Below are 16,471 nucleotides of genomic sequence, written 5' to 3' on the forward strand. Positions count from 1 at the left end.
CTCCAGTTGTGTGTGCAGGCTAAACGCCTGCGCCATCATTCGGTTCGCTTGGCGCGGGAACGCGCGGCGCGCAGTAGGCCAGAGCCCTGTTGATAGCACGGAGCGATCCCGTCAGGTCGATATAGGCAAAGCTGCCCGCCTCATCATCGACATGGCGAAGGTAGACGAAAGTGCCCTGCTCAATGCGCTCCAGCAGCCAGTCCGCATCCTTGATGAACTTCCCGCCATAGGGTGCGCCGGACGGTTCGGTTGCCAGGCTTGCATTCTCCCGGTCGAGCGTCATCTCCCATAGGCCCAGTTTTCCCGGTCGGCTGGTGTGCACATGCACGCCGGTGGTGAAGTCGTCCTCGCAACGTACCGCGAGACAGACAAAGTCATCTTGTGTCGCATGGCGATCGCAGCCCAGGGCGGCGCGGTCTCCCTCGCCGGGGAGAGGCGAATAGTGCCAGCCTGGCTGCTGGGCAGCAGCGGGCGTGACCGCCATGCACAATGCCAGGATCAGGGCTTTTTGGGTTCGATAAGGTCCCATTTGTTCCCGTAAAGGTCCTCGAATACCGCCACCGAGCCATAGGCTTCATGCCGTGGCGTCTCAAGGAAGCGGACCCCCTGCTTGACTAGTGCAGCATGGTCGCGCGCAAAACTGGTCGTGTTGAGAAAGAACATCACGCGCCCGCCGCCCTGCTTGCCGATCGCGGCGCGCTGCGTGTCACCGTCGGCTTTGGCCAGCAGCAATTGCGCGCCATTCTGGCCCGGTGGTGCAACGAGCACCCAGCGCTTGCCGCCGCCCAGGTCGGTATCGGTGACGAGATTGAATCCAAGGCGGTCGCAGTAAAACGTGATGGCATCATCGTAGTCGGCGACGAGAAGTGCGACAGTGGCGAGAGATTGGGTCATGCGGTGCATGGATCACCAGCGGGTCCGCCGGGTCAAGCCGTCGCAGAGCCGCCGAACGGATCATTTCAAAACCGTCCAATCCTGTGGAATGACGTTCCGCCTGTCACCATATTGACCAAATGGTCAAACTCAACCATTGCGCTCCCGTAGAATCTACGCTTTGTTGGCGCCCAAGCCCCGGTTGGCAAGCCGGGTGCGCATAATAAGTTTCGGGAGACAACAATCATGAAATTGATGAAAACCCTGCTTGCGGCATCGGCGGTTATTGCGCTGACCGCTGGCGCGGCACAGGCCAAGACCCTGGTCTATTGCTCGGAAGGTTCGCCGGAAGGCTTCGATCCGGCGCCCTATACCGCTGGCACCACCTTCGACGCTTCCAGCCGGCCGATCTACAACCGCCTAGTGCAGTTCACCAAGGGCGCTTCGACCACCGAGCCCGGCCTGGCCGAGAGCTATGAAGTGTCCGAGGATGGCCTGGAATATACGTTCAAGCTCCGCCAGGGCGTGAAATTCCACACCACCGACTATTTCACCCCGACCCGCGACTTCAACGCTGATGACGTCCTGTTCAGCTTCGAGCGCCAGTGGAAGTCCGATCACCCGTGGTATGCCTATTCGACCGGCATTACCTGGGAATATTTCAACTCCATGTCGATGGGCGACCTGCTGACCAGCATCGAAAAGGTCGATGACTACACGGTCAAGTTCACCCTCTCGCGCCCGGAAGCCCCGTTCATCGCCAACCTCGCGATGGATTTTGCCTCGATCCTGTCGGCCGAATATGCCGCACAGCTCGAAGCTGCCGGCACGCTCGACATGCTCAACCAGCAGCCTATCGGCACCGGTCCGTTCCAGTTCGTCAACTACCAGCAGGATGCGGCCATCCGCTATGCCAGCTTCGACGAATACTGGAATGGCGTGCAGCCCATCGACGACCTGGTCTTTGCCATCACCACCGATCCGGCCGTCCGTCTGCAGAAGCTGCAGGCCGGCGAATGCCACATCATGCCCTATCCGAACCCGGCCGATCTTGAAGTCATCAAGGCCGATCCGAACCTGCAGATGATGGAGCAGGAAGGCCTCAATATCGGCTTCCTCGCCTACAACACCCAGCAGGCTCCTTTCGACAACGCCGCCGTCCGCAAGGCGCTCAACATGGCCATCGACAAGCAGGCCATCATCGACGCCGTGTTCGAAGGCAATGCCGAAATCGCCAAGAACCCGATCCCGCCGACCATGTGGTCCTATGACGAAGCCACCGTCGACGATGCCTATGATCCGGAAGCCGCCAAGGCCGCGCTGGCTGAAGCCGGTGTCGAGAATCTCTCGATGAAGGTCTGGGCAATGCCGGTGTCGCGTCCGTATAACCCGGATGCCCGCCGCATGGCTGAACTGATCCAGGCTGACTTTGCTGAAGTCGGTGTCACCGTCGAGATCGTCTCGATGGAATGGGCCGAATACCTGGAACAGTCGTCGCAGGTCGATCGTGACGGCGCCGTGCTGCTTGGCTGGACCGGCGACAATGGCGATCCGGACAACTTCCTTGCCGTGCTGCTTGGCTGTGACGCCGTTGGCGGCGCCAACCGCGCCCAGTGGTGCAACGAGGAATTCGATGCCCTCGTCCAAGAAGCCAAGACCATTTCCGATCAGGCCGCTCGCACCGAGCTCTATGTGAAGGCCCAGGAAGTGTTCAAGCGCGAAGCCCCGTGGGCAACCATTGCACATTCGCTGGTCTTCATGCCGATGAGCACCAAGGTCACCGGCTATGTCATGGACCCCAAGGGCACGCATGCCTTTGACGGCGTCGACATCACCGAGTAATCGGGACTAAGTCCGGGGGCGGCGCTGCTGCCCCCGGCATCCCCAAAAACACATGATCCGATTCCTCCTCAATCGCCTGCTGCTGATCATACCGACCTTCATCGGTATCACGATCGTGGCTTTCGCCTTCGTCCGGGTCCTGCCCGGCGATCCCATTCTCATGATCGCTGGCGAGCGCAGCGTTTCGCCCGAGCGCTACCAGGCGCTCCTTGCCCAATTCGGTTATGACCGGCCGATCTGGGTGCAGTACTGGGACTACCTCTCCGGCATCTTCCAGGGCGACTTCGGCACCTCGATCTCGACCAAGCGTCCGGTCATCCGCGACTTCCTGACCCTGTTCCCGGCCACCGTGGAACTGGCCTTCTGCGCCACCATCTTTGCCGTCGTGCTCGGCATTCCCGCTGGCATCATCGCCGCGGTCAAGCGCGGCACCTGGTTCGATCAGACGCTGATGGGCACCGCCCTTGTTGGCTATTCCATGCCCATCTTCTGGCTGGGCCTGCTGTTGATCATCTTCTTTTCCGGCTATCTCGGCTGGACGCCCGTCTCGGGCCGTATCGATCTGCTGTATTTCTTCCCGGCAGTCACCGGCTTCATGACCATCGACTCCCTGCTCTCGGGGCAGGATGGCGCCTTCGTCTCGGCCCTGCGGCACCTCATCCTGCCGACGATCACATTGGGCACGATCCCGCTCGCAGTGATCGCCCGGCAGACCCGTTCGGCCATGCTCGAAGTGCTGGGTGACGACTATGTCCGCACTGCCCGCGCCAAGGGCTTGTCGCCTGGACAGGTCATCGGCGTGCATGCCCTGCGCAATGCGCTGATCCCCGTGGTGACCACGATCGGCCTGCAGGTCGGGGTGATGATGGCCGGCGCCATTCTCACCGAGACGATCTTCTCCTGGCCCGGCATCGGCAAATGGATGATCGACGCCATCTCGCGCCGCGATTACCCCGTGGTGCAGGCCGGTCTGTTGCTGATCGCGCTCATCGTCATGGCGGTCAACCTCATCGTCGATGTGCTCTACGGGCTCATCAATCCCCGTATCCGGCATAACTAGGAGGCGACATGTCCAATCCCGTTACCGTCGCCGACCCCAACGCCGCGCCCAAGATCAGTCCGCTGATCCAGCTGCGCGAGTTCTGGTTCTACTTCTCCGTCAACCGCGGAGCCGTCATCGGCCTCGTCGTGTTCATCCTGCTGGTGCTGACGGCGATCTTCGCCCACTGGATCGCGCCCCATTCGCCCATCCAGCAATATCGCGATGCGCTGCTGGTGCCCCCCGCCTGGCTCGAAGGCGGCCGTCCGGAGTTCCTGCTCGGCACCGACGCCGTGGGTCGCGACATCCTTTCGCGCCTCATCCATGGCTCGCAATATTCCATGCTGATCGGCACCGTCGTGGTGGTGATCGCGCTGATCACCGGCATCGCCGTGGGCCTGCTGGCCGGCTATGCGGGCGGCTGGGTGGATACGCTGCTGATGCGCATCATGGACCTGATCCTGGCCTTCCCCTCGCTGCTGCTGGCGCTAGTCCTGGTGGCCATTCTCGGCCCGGGCCTCATCAACATGATGATCGCCATCGCGCTCGTGCTGCAGCCCCATTTCGTGCGCCTGACGCGCTCGGCCGTGCTGGGGGAGATGGGCAAGGACTATGTGACCTCCGCCCGCGTGGCCGGTGCGGGCCATCTGCGGCTGATGTTCAAGACCATCCTGCCCAATTGCCTGGCGCCACTGATTGTCCAGGCGACGCTGAGCTTTTCCAGTGCCATTCTTGACGCGGCGGCCCTTGGCTTCCTCGGCCTTGGCGCCCAGCCGCCGACCCCCGAATGGGGTACCATGCTCGCCGAAGCCCGCCAGTTCATCCTGCGGGCCTGGTGGGTGGTGACCTTGCCGGGTCTGGCCATTCTCATCACGGTGCTGGCGATCAATCTCGTCGGCGACGGCCTGCGCGATGCGCTTGATCCCAAGCTCAAGAGGAGCTGATCCATGCCCCTGCTTGAAATCAAGAATCTGTCTGTGGCCTTCGACACCTCCATTGGCCTGTTCAAGGCCGTGGACGGCATCGATGTCTCCGTGGACGCTCGCGAAGTTCTGGCCATTGTGGGCGAATCCGGCTCCGGCAAGTCCGTGGCCATGCTGGCGGTGATGGGCCTGCTGCCCAATACCGCGACTGTTACCGCAGACAAGATGGAGTTTGAGGGGCGCGACCTCTTGCGGATGGACCCCAACGAAAAGCGCAAGATCATCGGCAAGGAAATCGCCATGATCTTCCAGGAGCCCGTGGCCAGCCTCAATCCCTGCTTCACCATCGGCTTCCAGATCGAGGAAGTGCTCAACCGCCATATGGGCCTTCGCGGCCGTGCGGCACGCCAGCGGACAATCGAGCTGCTGCAACTGGTCGGCATCAAGGATGGCGCCGAGCGGCTCGGCGCTTTCCCGCATCAGATGAGCGGCGGCCAATGCCAGCGCGTAATGATTGCCATGGCCCTGGCCTGCAGCCCCAAGTTGTTGATCGCCGACGAGCCCACCACCGCGCTCGACGTGACCATCCAGAAGCAGATCCTCGATCTGCTGGTCCAACTGCAGGCCGATACCGGCATGGCGCTTATCATGATCACCCATGACATGGGCGTCGTTGCCGAGACGGCCGACCGCGTAATCGTGCAGTATAAGGGGCACAAGATGGAGGAGGCCGACGTGCTGACCCTCTTTGAGAACCCCAAGTCCAACTACACCCGCGCGCTGCTGTCGGCCCTGCCGGAAAATGCCGTTGGCGATCGCCTGCCCACCGTGTCCGACTACAATTTCGCTCATGACCTGGAGGCCGGCCGATGACCACGCCCGTCCTCGAAGTGCGCAATCTCAAGCGCGACTATGTCACCGCGGGCGGCCTGTTCCGTCCGGCCAAGGTGGTTCATGCCGTCAAGGGCGTGAACTTCAAGCTGCAAAAGGGCAAGACACTGGCCGTGGTCGGCGAGAGCGGCTGCGGCAAGTCCACGCTGGCCCGCATGATCACCCTGATCGACCAGCAGACCTCCGGCGAAATCCTCATCGACGGCGAGACCGTCGATGCCAGCCATGGTGTCACCAGGAAGATGCGCCAGAAGGTGCAGATCGTCTTCCAGAACCCTTATGGATCGCTCAATCCGCGCCAGAAGATCGGTGAGGTGCTCGCCGAGCCGCTGCTGCTCAATACGGACATGTCCAATGACGAGCGGCGGCAGAAGGCCATGCAGATGCTGCTCAAGGTTGGCCTCGGTCCCGAGCACTTCAACCGCTACCCGCACATGTTCTCGGGCGGCCAGCGCCAGCGCATCGCCATTGCCCGGGCGCTGATGCTCAATCCCAGCTTCCTCGTGCTGGATGAACCCGTTTCGGCGCTGGATCTTTCCGTGCAGGCGCAAATCCTCAACCTGCTCAAGGACCTGCAGGATGAGTTCGGGCTGACCTATGTGTTCATCAGCCATGATCTGAGCGTCGTGCGCTACATCGCCGACGAGGTGATGGTCATGTATTTCGGCGATGTGGTCGAGCACGGCACGCGCGACGAGGTGTTCGGCAATCCGCAGCACGACTATACCCGCACGCTGTTCGCCGCGACGCCCAATGCCAGTGTGGAGAGCATCAGGGCACGCCTGGCCAGGAAGGCGGCGCTGGCGGGGTAGCCCCGCCGGCGCTTAGGCGCCCACCACCACCCTTTTGCCGGCCTTGGCCGACGTCATCATCGCGTCGATCAGGCGGTGGACATGCAAAGCCGTATGACCGGTGCTGACCGGCTGCCGCCCATGGCGCACGGCATCGGCGAAATCGGCAATCTGCGCGGCGTGCCAGTCGAAGGGGAAGGCCATCGGATCCGCCCCGCCGCCGCCCTCGCTGGCCTCGCCCTCGGTGATGGTGTCGCCTGCCATCGTGCGGATCGTCAGATTGCCGGCCGTCAGCGTGGCGCTGGCCCTCTCGAAGTTAAGGGTGATGCTCTCGGGGCCGCCGGGAAAGCTGGCTGTGGTTGCCATGACCGCGCCCACGGCGCCATTGGCGAATTCCAGCCCGGCCGAGACGAAATCCTCGGTTTCCATCTGGTGCAGCCGTGTCGTCTTGGCCATGGCCGTGACCGCGCTTACCTCGCCGCAAAGGCTGAGCATCAGATCGAGCGAGTGGATCGCCTGGGTGATGAGGACGCCGCCGCCATCCTGGGCAAAGGTGCCGCGACCCGGCTGGTCGTAATAGCCCTCCTGCGGGCGCCACCATGGCACCACCAGATGCACCGCCTCTAGCCGCCCATAGCGGTTTTCTGCCACGGCTTCTGCCAGATATCGGGATGCGCGGCGGAAGCGATGCTGGAAGATGACGCCCAACGTGACGCCCGCCGCGTCGCAGAGCGCGACGATCCGTTCCGCCGCCGCCAGCGTGCGCTCCACCGGCTTTTCCAGCAGCACAGGCTTGCCGGCCTTGGCCGCCGCCGCGACGATCGCTTCACGCGCATTGGGTGGCGTCAGCACCAGCACGGCATCGAGGCGCGGATCGGCCAGCAGCGCTTCGTAGCTTTCCGCTTCAGGGAAGCCATAAGTGCTGCAGAATGCGGCGCGTTGAGCGGCATCGCGCCGATAGACCCCGAGCACGGCAATGTCCTTGGCCAGCGACTGCAGCGCCAGGGCATGCGGCTTGGCGCCCATGCCTGCGCCGATAACGCCAATCCCGAACCGCCCCTGCGCGTCACTCATGCCAGCACTCCTCGTTCACGCCGTCTTGCGGGACCGATCAATGCCTCATGCCAGCCGCTTTGAGAAGGGCGTCAGGACGCTTTGCGCCAGGCCTTGGTGACAAGGAATGTTTCAAAGTCCGCGGCGCTGAGCGGCCGGGAGAAGGCGTAGCCCTGCAATATGTCACAGCCCAGGTCGCGCAGGATCGCGGCATGCGCCATGGTTTCGACGCCCTCTGCCACCACTTCAATACCCATCGACTTGCCGATATCGACAATCGAGGCCAGCAGGCGCCGCTGCGCCGGATCCACCAGGATCGGATTGACCAGTTGCCGGTCGATCTTGAGCCGTTTCGGGCGCAGTTTTTGCAGCGAAACGATCGACGCGTAACCGGTGCCGAAATCGTCGATCTCGACATCGATGCCCAGTTTCTTGATCTCGTCGATATTCCAGCCGACGATCGCATCGCCTTCATCGAGATAGATCGACTCCACCAGTTCGAACGAAATTCGGCCCGGTTCGATATCGAGTTCACGCAGGCCCTTGATCAGGTCCTCGTCATTCAGGCGCCGCAGCGAAACGTTGACCGATGCGCGTGGCACGCCCAGACCCATGGCGTCCCAGCGGCTGAGCGCGGCCAGCGACTGTTCCAGGATCAGTCGGTCGACGGTCGCCACGACATTGAGTTCTTCGGCAACCTGCAGGAAAGCGTCGGGCGTCTTGATGCCCTCGGTCGGATGCTGCCAGCGCGCCAGCGCCTCGACCCCGACCACGTCGAGGGTCTTGGCGTCGAACTGGGGTTGGAACCAGGCCACAAATTCGCTGCGCTCGAGGCCGCCAAGAATCTCGTCTGCGATCCGCTTGGTGCGGACCACCTCGGCTTGCAGCGTCTCGGAAAAGAACTCGAAGCGATTGCGGCCGCGCGCCTTGGCCCGGTAGAGCGCGATATCGGCATTGATCAGAAGCCGCTTAACGTCGAGCACCGCCTGCCGATCTGCGGCGATGCCGATGCTGACCCCGAAGCGGCATTGATGACCTTCATAGACGACAGGCTGGCGCATCTCCCGCACGATGCGTTCGGCAAGCGTGCCGAGATAGATGTCTCCATCGCTGGCCGTGGTCAGCACGACGAATTCGTCCCCGCCGATCCGCGCCACGAAATCGGTGTCGCCGCAATTGCGGCGCAAGACGCCGCTGGCGTGGATCAGCATGGCGTCGCCCGCTGCATGGCCCATCGTGTCATTGATCTGCTTGAAACGGTCCAGGTCGATATGGAGCAGGGCTATGCTGCCGGTTCCCTCGTAACCGGAGGCTGCATGGCGGTTGAGCATCTCGTCGAGATAGCGCCGGTTGGGCAGGCCCGTCAGGCTGTCATGCAGGGCATTGTGCTCGATGCGAATGCGGGCCGCTTCGAGTTCCTGGTTGCGGGCCTCGGTCAGCTGGGTTGCACGGCGCAGGTCTTCATTGAGCGCCACATCGGCAGTCACGTCCCAGTTGACGCCCACAACCTTGTCCGGCACGCCCGGTTCACGGTACAGCGCGCCCACGGACCGGACATGCCGCACCGTATTGTCCGGCAGCAGCACGCGATACATCGATTCATAGCGCCCGCTGGCAATCGTCCGGCGGAAGTCGTTCTCCGCCTTTTCCTGGTCGTCGGGGTGGACGGCCGCCTTCCAGTGATCGTGGCTGCGGGACCCGCCGTCATTGGGCAGCCCGTAAAGTTCGTTCGTTCGGTCGTCCCAGGTCTCCCGGCCGTTTGTCATGTCCATTTCCCAGACGCCGACCTTGGACACGTCCAGCGCCAGGCCCAGCCGGCGCGACAGCCGCTCGAGTTCGGCTTCCCGCGATTTCAGTTCGCGGAAATGCTGTTGCCGTTCGCCCATCAGTCGCCCGGTGATGACGATGGGCAGCAGGATCAATGCGACTGCGGCGACCATCGCGGCCCGCCGCCAGAAACTCCCCGGCGTAGCCGTCCAGCCACCCCTGGGTATGGCGGCGATTTCCCAGGAGCCCGACGGCAGGATCACCGAGGCGGTAACGGGGTTTTGGGCGGTGAGATCTGGCCCGAAGAACCGGGTTCCGTCGCCACCGGTCGCATCCTTGCCGGTGATCGAGATGTCGATCGTCAGGGATCTGTCGGTCAGGCCACTATCGGCATAGAGGCGTTCCACATCGACCACGGCGGATACGACACCCCAGAAGGTGCGGCCGGCCGGTGTATCGACAAAGACAGGAAAGCGCCCGACAAAGCCGCGGCCGCCCTGCACCAGGTCGACAGGGCCCGCCAGGACCAGCTTTCCGGTATCGCGGGCCCGGAGCACTGCGTCGCGCTGAGCCGGGGATTTCCGGTAGTCCAGGCCGATGGCGCGTTCATTGCCGGCAAAGGGGTACGTCATCCTGACGACAAGGTCGGGGGCACCCGCGACCAGGCGCAGTTGGCTCTGCTCCTCGAAGAGATTGGAGACCAGGGCCGCAAAGCGATCCTGGTCCATGCGTGGTTCGGTGGAGATGGTGGAGACGAGCCCACGCACCAGCTGGATATTGCCGTTGATATTGCCTTCGAGCTTGGCACGGATCAGCGAGACCTGGGCCAGTACGACGGCGCGGGCGCGCTCCTCATCAAGTACATTGGTCTGGCGATCGAGCGCTACTCCGCCCGCCACCAGCACGATAAGCGCAACCAGCGCCGGCAACAGCGTGGGCCGCAGCCAGCTCAGGCGATGCTCCTGCAGATGTGTGGCGTTCGAGCTCAAGCGATCTCTCAAGTGCCTTGTCGGTCGCATGACCGGACTGCCTATAATGCGCTGGCCGGGTTTATGCTTGGCTTACGCCATCGCCAAACTCGCCCTTTGGTTAGCGCCCCGCTAACGCACCTTGCTCTTCTGTTTCGATCAGGACGACTCCGGCCGTCGCACACTGCGCGCGGAAGCGCTCGGAAGGGCAATGGTCGGTTACGAAGGTGGCAATCTGGTCGATGCGGGCAATCCGCACCGGCGCGGATCGGGCGAACTTGCCCTGGTCGGCCACCAGGATGACATGGCGCGCATTGGCGATGATGGCCTGCGCCACCTTCACCTCGCGGAAATCGTAGTCGAGCAGGGCGCCCTCCTCGTCCAGCGCCGAGGCGCCGATAATGGCATAGTCCACCTTGAACTGGGAAAAGAACCCGGCCGCGGCCTCGCCCACAATACCGCCATCGGACGGGCGCACCACGCCACCGGCAATCACGACCTCGAAGCGCGGATAGACCCGCATGCGGTTGGCGACATTGATGTTGTTGGTGACAACCAGCAGGCCCGCGTGGTCGAGCAGGGCCTGGCTCACCGCTTCGGTCGTGGTGCCGATATTGATGAAAAGCGAGGCGTCATTGGGAATGAGGGCTGCGGCGGCCTTGCCGATCGCGTCCTTGGCCTGGGCGGCGATGCGCCGTCTGGCCTCGTATTCGAGATTTTCGACACCAGAGGGCAGGGTGGCGCCGCCATGCACGCGGCTGAGCTGGCGCTGGTCGCAAAGCGTGTTGAGATCCTTGCGGATGGTCTGCACCGAAACAGCGAAATGCGCCGATAGCTGTTCGACGGTGACACGGTTATGCGTGCGGGCCAGCTCCAGGATGGCCCGATGCCGTACGGTAGCGTCGCTCATGATCAAACCTCTTCGAGTTCGATCAGGGTGCCATCGAATTCTTTCGGATGCAAAAACAGCACCGGCTTGCCATGGGCGCCGGTCCGGGGCGTTCCGTCACCGAGGATGCGCGCTCCCCCCGCAGCAAGCGTGGCGGCGGCCGCCCTGATGTCGGGGACCTCAAAGCAGATATGGTGCATCCCCCCGCCGGGGCTCCTGGCAAGGAAGGCGGCGATGGGCGAATCCGCGCCCAGCGGCTCCAGCAGTTCGACCTTGCTGTTGCCGGTATCGATGAAGACGACGGTGACGCCATGCTCAGGCAGCGCCTGCGGTGGTCCGACTTGCGCGCCGAGCAGGTCGCGATACCTGGCCGAGGCCGCGGCAAGGTCGGGGACTGCGATGGCGATGTGATTGAGGCGGCCGATCATCGATTGCTCAGCCTTCCCTCGATCTGGCTGAGCACGGAATATGCCGCGCTGAGCACATTGGTCCCCGGCCCGAAGATCGCGGCAACGCCGGCGTCGAACAGGAATTCGTAGTCCTGCTCGGGGATTACGCCGCCGACGATGACGGTGACCTCACCCAGGTCGCGATCCCTGAGTGCGTCGATCAGTTCGGGTACGAGGGTCTTGTGACCGGCGGCCAGCGAGGAGACCCCGACCGCATCGACCTTGAGCTCGTCGACATGCGCGGCCACTTCCGGGGCCGTCTCGAACAGATCGCCCATATGGACAGCAAAACCGAGATCGGCGAAGGCCGAGGCGATGACCTTGGCGCCGCGGTCATGCCCGTCCTGGCCCATCTTGGCGATGAAGATGGACGGCGCACGCCCCCTGGCGGCCTTGAAGTCGGCAATGCGGCCGGCAATGGCCGCGAATTCCGGATCGTCGCCATAGCCGTCGGCATAAACCCCTGAAATAACGCGGGTAATTGCTGCATGGCGGCCGAAGACATCTTCCATCGCGGCCGAGATTTCGCCCAGAGTAGCGCGGGCGCGGGCCGCTTCGATGGCCGCTTCGAGCAGATTGCCCTCATCCTTCGCTGCATATTCGCGCAGGGCCGAGAGCATCGACTGGCACTTGGCCTCGTCGCGGCTGGCGCGGACGCGTTGCAGCTGCGCGATCTGTTCGAGGCGCACCTTGGCGTTGTCGATGTCGCGCACATCGATGGCGTCTTCGACGTCAAGCCGGTAGCGATTGACCCCGACAATGACATCCTCGCCACGGTCGACGCGGGCCTGGCGGCGGGCCGCGGCCTCCTCGATTGCCATCTTTGGAACACCAGTCTGAACGGCTAATGTCATTCCGTTCATCGCCTCGACTTCGCCGATCAGCGCCTTGGCGCCAGTGACCAGCTCCGCCGTCAGTGCCTCGACATAATAGGAGCCGCCCAGCGGATCGACGACGTCGGTGATGCGGCTTTCATGCTGCAGGATGAGCTGGGTATTGCGGGCAATGCGGCTGGAAAATTCGGTCGGCAGCGCGATGGCTTCGTCGAAGCTGTTGGTATGCAGCGATTGCGTGCCGCCCAGCGTCGCGGCCAGCGCCTCGATGGTGGTGCGCACGATGTTGTTGTGCGGGTCCTGCTCGGTCAGCGATACGCCCGACGTCTGGCAATGGGTGCGCAGCATCTTGCTGCGGGGGTCCTTCGCCCCCAGCCCGGTCATGATCTCGCTCCACAGCTGCCGCGCGGCACGGAGCTTGCTGACTTCGAGGAAGAAGTTCATGCCGATGCCGAAAAAGAAGCTCAGCCGTCCGGCAAAGGCGTCGATATCGAGGCCGCGCGCCTGGGCCGCGCGGACATATTCCATGCCGTCCGCAAGCGTATAGGCCAGCTCCTGCACCGCGGTCGCCCCGGCCTCGTGCATGTGGTAGCCCGAGATCGAGATCGAATTGAACTTGGGCATGTGCCGCGCCGTATGCGCGATGATATCGCCGACGATCCGCATCGAGGGTTCGGGCGGATAGATATAGGTGTTGCGGACCATGAACTCCTTGAGGATGTCGTTCTGCACGGTCCCCTCGAGCTTGGCCTGGGGCACGCCCTGCTCCTCGGCGGCGACGATGAACATGGCCAGCACCGGGATCACCGCGCCATTCATCGTCATCGACACGCTCATCTGATCGAGCGGAATGCCGTCGAACAGGATCTTCATGTCTTCCACCGTGTCGATGGCGACGCCCGCCTTGCCGACATCGCCGATGACGCGCGGATGGTCGCTGTCATAGCCGCGATGGGTGGCGAGATCGAAGGCGACCGAGAGCCCCTTCTGGCCCTTTTCCAGGGCCTGCCGGTAGAAGGCGTTGGACTCGCGCGCCGTCGAGAAGCCGGCATACTGGCGGATGGTCCAGGGCCGGTTGGCATACATGGTGGCGCGCACCCCGCGGGTGAATGGCTCCTGGCCGGGGATTTCGGAGTTTTCGCCGAAATAGACCGGCTTGACGGTGATGCCGCCATAGTCGCGGTCGAGCGCGGCGACAGGGGTGTCCCTGAGTTCCTTCTGGGCCAGCGCGGCCCATTGGGCGAAGTTGGCTTTGTCGCTCATCACACCGCCTCGAATTCGAGGATCACCTGATCCACGGCCAGCACGGCACCCGGCACCGCATGGACCTTGCTGACCCGCGCCCGCTTTTCGGCCTTGAGCACATTTTCCATCTTCATCGCCTCAACAATGGCCAGGGTCTGCCCATCTTCGACGATATCACCCTCGGCGACATCGATGCGCACGACCTGGCCCGGCATGGGGCAGAGCAGGTATTTGCTCATGTCGGGCGGGACCTTGATCGGCATGTGCCTGAGCAGGGCCGCCACATGCGGGCGCAGGACCATGACCTTGAGGTCGGCGCCGCGATAGCGGATGCGGAAGCCCGACGTCGTCGCATTGGCCTTGAGCACCGCGGTCTCGCCGGTCGACCAGTCAATCGTGGCCAGCGTGCCGCCGGGGAGCCATGTGAAGCTGCTGGCGGTGAGCGCCGTATCGAAGAGGTTGAGCTCCCAGCTGCCGGACGGGTCGAGCCGGTGCAGCCTGACCGGGATCTGCTCGCCCCCGATCACCACCACCCATTCGCCATAGGCCTCGATGGCCGTGCCCATGGCCGAGTGACGCACGAGTCCCTTGCGGTCCTCCTGCGTCAACCGCATCATCGCCGCGGCGGCCGCGACCTCGATCAGCCTGCCGCGCGGCAGGCTGGCGCCATGAAAGCCCTCGGGAAATTCCTCGGCGATATAGCCCGTGGTGAGGCGGCCGTCGCGGAACCGCTCCTGATCCATGACCGTGGAGAGGAAGGGCAGGTTGTTGCCCACGCCCTCGACCTCGAAGCTGTCCAGCGCCACCGCCATGGCGTCGATGGCCTCCAGCCGGGTCGGCGCCCAGGTGCAGAGCTTGGCGATCATCGGATCGTAGAAGGTGGAAATCTCGCCACCTTCGAAGACGCCGGTATCATTGCGCACGGCGAGCGTCTCGGAGGCGCTTTCGGCCGGTGGACGATAGCGCACCAGACGGCCTGTGGAGGGCAGGAAGCTGCGATAGGGGTCCTCGGCATAGAGCCGGCTTTCCACGGCCCAGCCCTTGCGCTGCACCTGATCCTGCGTCAGCGGCAGCCTTTCGCCATTTGCGACGCGCAGCATGAGCTCGACCAGATCAAGCCCGGTGATCAGCTCGGTCACCGGATGCTCGACCTGCAGGCGCGTGTTCATCTCGAGGAAATAGAAATTGCGCTCGGCATCGACGATGAACTCAACCGTGCCGGCGCTGGTATAGCCAACCGCCTTGGCCAGTGCGACCGACTGCTCGCCCATGGCCCGGCGGGTGGCCTCGTCGAGGAAGGGCGAAGGCGCCTCCTCGATGACCTTCTGGTTGCGACGCTGGATCGAGCATTCGCGCTCGTTGAGATAGAGCACATTGCCATGGCTATCGCCGATCAGCTGGATCTCGATATGGCGCGGCTCGGTAACGAATTTTTCGATGAAGATGCGATCATCGCCAAAGGACGAGGCGGCCTCGGACTTGGAGCGCTCGAAACCCTCGCGCGCCTCGCCATCATTCCAGGCGATCCGCATGCCCTTGCCGCCGCCACCGGCCGAAGCCTTGATCATCACCGGATAGCCGATCAGCTGTGCAATGGTCACGGCCTCGTCGGCATCGGCAATCAGCCCCATATGGCCGGGCACTGTCGAGACGCCCGCCGCGGCCGCCAGCTTCTTGCTGGTGATCTTGTCGCCCATGGCCTCGATGGCCTTGACCGGCGGACCAACGAAGATGATGCCCGCGGCCTCCAGCGCTTCGGCGAATTTGGGGTTTTCCGACAGGAAGCCATAGCCCGGATGCACCGCCTGCGCGCCAGTCTGTCGGCAGGCAGCGATGATCTTGTCGATCTGGAGGTAGGAGTCCTTGGCCGGCGACGGCCCGATATGCACGGCCTCGTCCGCCATGCGGACATGCAGGGCTTCCCGGTCGGCATCGGCATAGACCGCGACGGTGGCAATGCCCATTCGGCGCGCCGTCTTGATGACCCGGCAGGCAATTTCGCCGCGATTGGCGATGAGGAGTTTGGTGATCATTCCATTAGCTCGCGGTCATCCTCGGGGCGCTTCGGAAGCATCAGCGGACTGTCCGGTGCCCGATGCGTCGGGGACGCCGGGATACTAGTCGAAAAGACGCTAGATAGTTTACTCGCGTACCAGCCAGCATACTCCTCAGCCTGAGGTGGGACCGCGACGAGGTTTAGCGCGAACATCGCGACATTGACCGCCTTCAAGATCGAGGAGTGCCCCATCTTCGATGCGACTCCTTCCCCTTCTGAATTGGACCGCCGTTCTACCTGCGCTGCCTTGTGGTAAAATGTCTCGATCTCGAGAGCGGCAACACCGTGGCCTAGCTGTGGAAGATGTCGCAAGGTGAATATCAGGTCGACTAGACCCGACCGGACTAGGTGTCTGGCCCAAGGAGCAATCTCTTCGGAAGCATCAATTTCTTCCAGGATTGCCTGGCTTTGCTCCAGAAGCTGTTCCCTCTCACTGTCGCCGATGACCTTCAACGGTCGATAGGCGCGCGCAATATGACCAAACGAATTAACCAAGCTCACTTCTGACGGGTGAATCTTCGCTTTGTTGGTTCTCCACTCTTGGTTCATTGTCGATGGCAGAAGGGGGAGGGCCATTTTCGATAGACCAGTCAAGAGATCTTCACGATAGGTTGGCGCCAGCAAGGGATGATCACTAGATTCAACCAACTCCTTAAGTTCACCAATACGCCGAGCAACGGTACCTAAAATTCTTGCCAAGTCGGATGACTTCGTGTCCACGCCACACCAAGTTGCGAGAACGGAGTAGGTTGGCTTGTTGTCCTGCCCCGTTATCTCAAACAGTGTTCGCCAAAGGTTGGCCATTTCTTCGGCAGCGTCTGTAAGGACCACTTTATTTTCGTTGTTATCCAT

General features: G+C 62.9%; 14 protein-coding genes. 5 read left to right on the plus strand and 9 right to left on the minus strand.

Going from position 1 to position 16,471, the window contains the following annotated elements; genetic code table 11:
* Positions 1 to 19 precede the first annotated feature (19 nt).
* On the minus strand, positions 20 to 484 hold the full coding sequence (locus ACLI1C_RS01905) for a hypothetical protein (RefSeq protein WP_411395162.1): 465 nt from the start codon (positions 482 to 484) through the stop codon (positions 20 to 22).
* 14 nt (positions 485 to 498) lie between these two features.
* Positions 499 to 894, minus strand: a complete 396-nt coding sequence (locus ACLI1C_RS01910) for a VOC family protein (RefSeq protein WP_411398185.1) — start codon at positions 892 to 894, stop codon at positions 499 to 501.
* 225 nt (positions 895 to 1,119) lie between these two features.
* Here ACLI1C_RS01910 and ACLI1C_RS01915 point away from each other — a divergent pair, with 225 nt between their 5' ends.
* From ACLI1C_RS01915 to ACLI1C_RS01935, 5 genes are read left to right on the plus strand one after another with little or no spacing between them, the layout of a single operon-like run.
* A complete protein-coding gene (locus ACLI1C_RS01915; RefSeq protein ID WP_411395163.1) occupies positions 1,120 to 2,715 on the plus strand; it encodes an ABC transporter substrate-binding protein in 1,596 nt (531 codons plus the stop codon).
* 52 nt (positions 2,716 to 2,767) lie between these two features.
* Positions 2,768 to 3,775: an ABC transporter permease subunit gene (locus ACLI1C_RS01920; RefSeq protein WP_411395164.1), complete on the plus strand. Its 1,008-nt coding sequence runs from the start codon at positions 2,768 to 2,770 to the stop codon at positions 3,773 to 3,775.
* An 8-nt stretch (positions 3,776 to 3,783) separates the two neighbouring features.
* Positions 3,784 to 4,698, plus strand: a complete 915-nt coding sequence (locus ACLI1C_RS01925; protein WP_411395165.1) for an ABC transporter permease subunit — start codon at positions 3,784 to 3,786, stop codon at positions 4,696 to 4,698.
* A 3-nt stretch (positions 4,699 to 4,701) separates the two neighbouring features.
* The gene (locus ACLI1C_RS01930; RefSeq protein WP_411395166.1) at positions 4,702 to 5,550 is read left to right on the plus strand and encodes an ABC transporter ATP-binding protein; all 849 of its coding nucleotides are present in this window, start codon (positions 4,702 to 4,704) and stop codon (positions 5,548 to 5,550) included.
* Positions 5,547 to 6,380 (plus strand): ABC transporter ATP-binding protein, encoded by an 834-nt coding sequence (locus tag ACLI1C_RS01935; RefSeq protein ID WP_411395167.1) that lies wholly within the window; start codon positions 5,547 to 5,549, stop codon positions 6,378 to 6,380. Before ACLI1C_RS01930 ends, ACLI1C_RS01935 begins: the two co-directional genes overlap by 4 nt.
* Before the next feature lie 12 nt (positions 6,381 to 6,392).
* Here ACLI1C_RS01935 and ACLI1C_RS01940 read toward each other — a convergent pair whose 3' ends face one another.
* The 7 genes from ACLI1C_RS01940 to ACLI1C_RS01970 form a co-directional block, all read right to left on the minus strand.
* Positions 6,393 to 7,433: a Gfo/Idh/MocA family protein gene (locus ACLI1C_RS01940; protein ID WP_411395168.1), complete on the minus strand. Its 1,041-nt coding sequence runs from the start codon at positions 7,431 to 7,433 to the stop codon at positions 6,393 to 6,395.
* A gap of 71 nt (positions 7,434 to 7,504) precedes the next feature.
* Positions 7,505 to 10,168 (minus strand): EAL domain-containing protein, encoded by a 2,664-nt coding sequence (locus ACLI1C_RS01945; RefSeq protein WP_411395169.1) that lies wholly within the window; start codon positions 10,166 to 10,168, stop codon positions 7,505 to 7,507.
* A gap of 100 nt (positions 10,169 to 10,268) precedes the next feature.
* Positions 10,269 to 11,057 carry a DeoR/GlpR family DNA-binding transcription regulator gene (locus tag ACLI1C_RS01950; protein WP_411395170.1) on the minus strand — a complete coding sequence of 263 codons (789 nt, stop codon included), beginning with the start codon at positions 11,055 to 11,057 and terminating at the stop codon, positions 10,269 to 10,271.
* 2 nt (positions 11,058 to 11,059) lie between these two features.
* The gene (gene mce / locus ACLI1C_RS01955) at positions 11,060 to 11,464 is read right to left on the minus strand and encodes a methylmalonyl-CoA epimerase (protein ID WP_411395172.1); all 405 of its coding nucleotides are present in this window, start codon (positions 11,462 to 11,464) and stop codon (positions 11,060 to 11,062) included.
* Positions 11,461 to 13,581, minus strand: a complete 2,121-nt coding sequence (scpA, locus tag ACLI1C_RS01960; RefSeq protein WP_411395173.1) for a methylmalonyl-CoA mutase — start codon at positions 13,579 to 13,581, stop codon at positions 11,461 to 11,463. The genes mce and scpA overlap by 4 nt, the downstream gene beginning before the upstream one ends.
* Complete coding sequence (locus ACLI1C_RS01965; protein WP_411395174.1) at positions 13,581 to 15,596, minus strand: acetyl-CoA carboxylase biotin carboxylase subunit; 2,016 nt, start codon at positions 15,594 to 15,596, stop codon at positions 13,581 to 13,583. Before ACLI1C_RS01965 ends, scpA begins: the two co-directional genes overlap by 1 nt.
* Positions 15,593 to 16,471 carry a hypothetical protein gene (locus ACLI1C_RS01970; RefSeq protein ID WP_411395175.1) on the minus strand — a complete coding sequence of 293 codons (879 nt, stop codon included), beginning with the start codon at positions 16,469 to 16,471 and terminating at the stop codon, positions 15,593 to 15,595. Before ACLI1C_RS01970 ends, ACLI1C_RS01965 begins: the two co-directional genes overlap by 4 nt.

The sequence above is a fragment of the Devosia sp. XGJD_8 genome (genome assembly GCF_046614475.1).
Lineage (GTDB): Bacteria > Pseudomonadota > Alphaproteobacteria > Rhizobiales > Devosiaceae > Devosia.

Bases quoted from the DNA above. Each gene is read 5' to 3' on its own strand.
- mce (WP_411395172.1), bottom strand. From the start codon at position 11,464: ATGATCGGCCGCCTCAATCACATCGCCATCGCAGTCCCCGACCTTGCC.
- ACLI1C_RS01920 (WP_411395164.1), top strand. From the start codon at position 2,768: ATGATCCGATTCCTCCTCAATCGCCTGCTGCTGATCATACCGACCTTC.
- ACLI1C_RS01905 (WP_411395162.1), bottom strand. From the start codon at position 484: ATGGCGGTCACGCCCGCTGCTGCCCAGCAGCCAGGCTGGCACTATTCG.
- ACLI1C_RS01940 (WP_411395168.1), bottom strand. From the start codon at position 7,433: ATGAGTGACGCGCAGGGGCGGTTCGGGATTGGCGTTATCGGCGCAGGC.
- scpA (WP_411395173.1), bottom strand. From the start codon at position 13,581: ATGAGCGACAAAGCCAACTTCGCCCAATGGGCCGCGCTGGCCCAGAAG.
- ACLI1C_RS01935 (WP_411395167.1), top strand. From the start codon at position 5,547: ATGACCACGCCCGTCCTCGAAGTGCGCAATCTCAAGCGCGACTATGTC.
- ACLI1C_RS01925 (WP_411395165.1), top strand. From the start codon at position 3,784: ATGTCCAATCCCGTTACCGTCGCCGACCCCAACGCCGCGCCCAAGATC.
- ACLI1C_RS01950 (WP_411395170.1), bottom strand. From the start codon at position 11,057: ATGAGCGACGCTACCGTACGGCATCGGGCCATCCTGGAGCTGGCCCGC.
- ACLI1C_RS01915 (WP_411395163.1), top strand. From the start codon at position 1,120: ATGAAATTGATGAAAACCCTGCTTGCGGCATCGGCGGTTATTGCGCTG.
- ACLI1C_RS01965 (WP_411395174.1), bottom strand. From the start codon at position 15,596: ATGATCACCAAACTCCTCATCGCCAATCGCGGCGAAATTGCCTGCCGG.
- ACLI1C_RS01910 (WP_411398185.1), bottom strand. From the start codon at position 894: ATGACCCAATCTCTCGCCACTGTCGCACTTCTCGTCGCCGACTACGAT.
- ACLI1C_RS01930 (WP_411395166.1), top strand. From the start codon at position 4,702: ATGCCCCTGCTTGAAATCAAGAATCTGTCTGTGGCCTTCGACACCTCC.
- ACLI1C_RS01970 (WP_411395175.1), bottom strand. From the start codon at position 16,471: ATGGATAACAACGAAAATAAAGTGGTCCTTACAGACGCTGCCGAAGAA.